Here is a 1122-nt window from a genome sequence, read left to right as displayed (position 1 = left end):
GCTGATGGATCACATCACCCGCATCGAGCACGAACTCGACAGTTTCCCGGACACCCTGACGCTCTACCGCCAACAGCTCAAACGCTGGTTCAGCCAGGCCGCCGACAAGATCAGCCGCGCCACCGACATGCCTTCGCTGATGGACGTGGAGCGGGTGATCAAACTGGGCAACACCCGCACCGTGGTCAGCAGCGCCGACGACGATTTTATTTCGACCGTTGCGCAGTGTCCTGAAGGCGGAATCCTGCTGATCGAGAGCAAGTTCGAGTCGGTGTATGACGTTCCGCTGGGCAACATTCAGGTCGATGTGATCGCGGTGGAGGGTGGCGAGTCGACGCCGGTCACGCTCGATGAAAACGGCAAGGGGCAGTTCGAAGGCGCGCCGGGCAAGTTCTATCGCGTGCGTGTGCAGAATGAGGTGACGCCGAAGCAGGTTGATGAGCTGTTTTCCTCGTATGACGGCCTTGGTCAGTCACTGGAAACCTGGCTGCGCAGCGAGTGGGATGAGTTCAAACCTCGGTGGTCGCAGTCGACTTCGGCCGCCGTGGGTAACGGTTTGCTGGCCGGCAGTTGGGCGGCGATTGAGGGCGTGTGGGACGGCATCAACCTGCTGTCGGACATGCTGCAGGATCCCGGCAAGTTTGCTGATCGGCTGGGCAGTGGCGTCGAGCAGTTGAAGACGCTGGCGGAAGAAACGCCAGAGGCCATGGCCAAACTCCAGCTGCTGGCCAGTGACGAAGCGGCGCTTTGTCTGCTGTTGCGCACGGCCAGTCTCTGGCTGGAGATGCTGCCGCCGAGCGTGATTGCCGGCGAAACCGCCAAGGCCGTATCGATGCGGATGGTGGAGCTGCTGATCGACATCCTGATCGCCGTCGTCCTGACCTTCGCCACGGCGGGGGCGGGTGTTGCCTATCTGGCGATGCGCTTGGCTCGTCGCGGTATGCAGTTGATCCGTGCGGTCACGCGGCTGGTTGAGTCATTGTTCTCGATCCTCAAAACCTTCAGCGTTTACGTCGACCGCTACAAAGCAGTGGCGGCACGGGGTGTCGCGGCCGGGCTGAAAAAGGGCCGGATGCAGTTGCGCTGGAAGGCTCGCAACAACACCTCGCTGAAAAAAGACGA

General features: G+C 61.3%; 1 pseudogene. It reads left to right on the top strand.

The window, feature by feature from the left end:
- Positions 1–4: 4 nt before the first annotated feature.
- A pseudogene (locus tag ACW9JC_RS30330) lies at positions 5–1122 on the top strand (type IV secretion protein Rhs); the annotation flags it as partial.

The organism is Pseudomonas sp. SDO5591_S426 (assembly GCF_054070755.1).
This window is presented reverse-complemented; position numbering and strand designations above follow the sequence as displayed.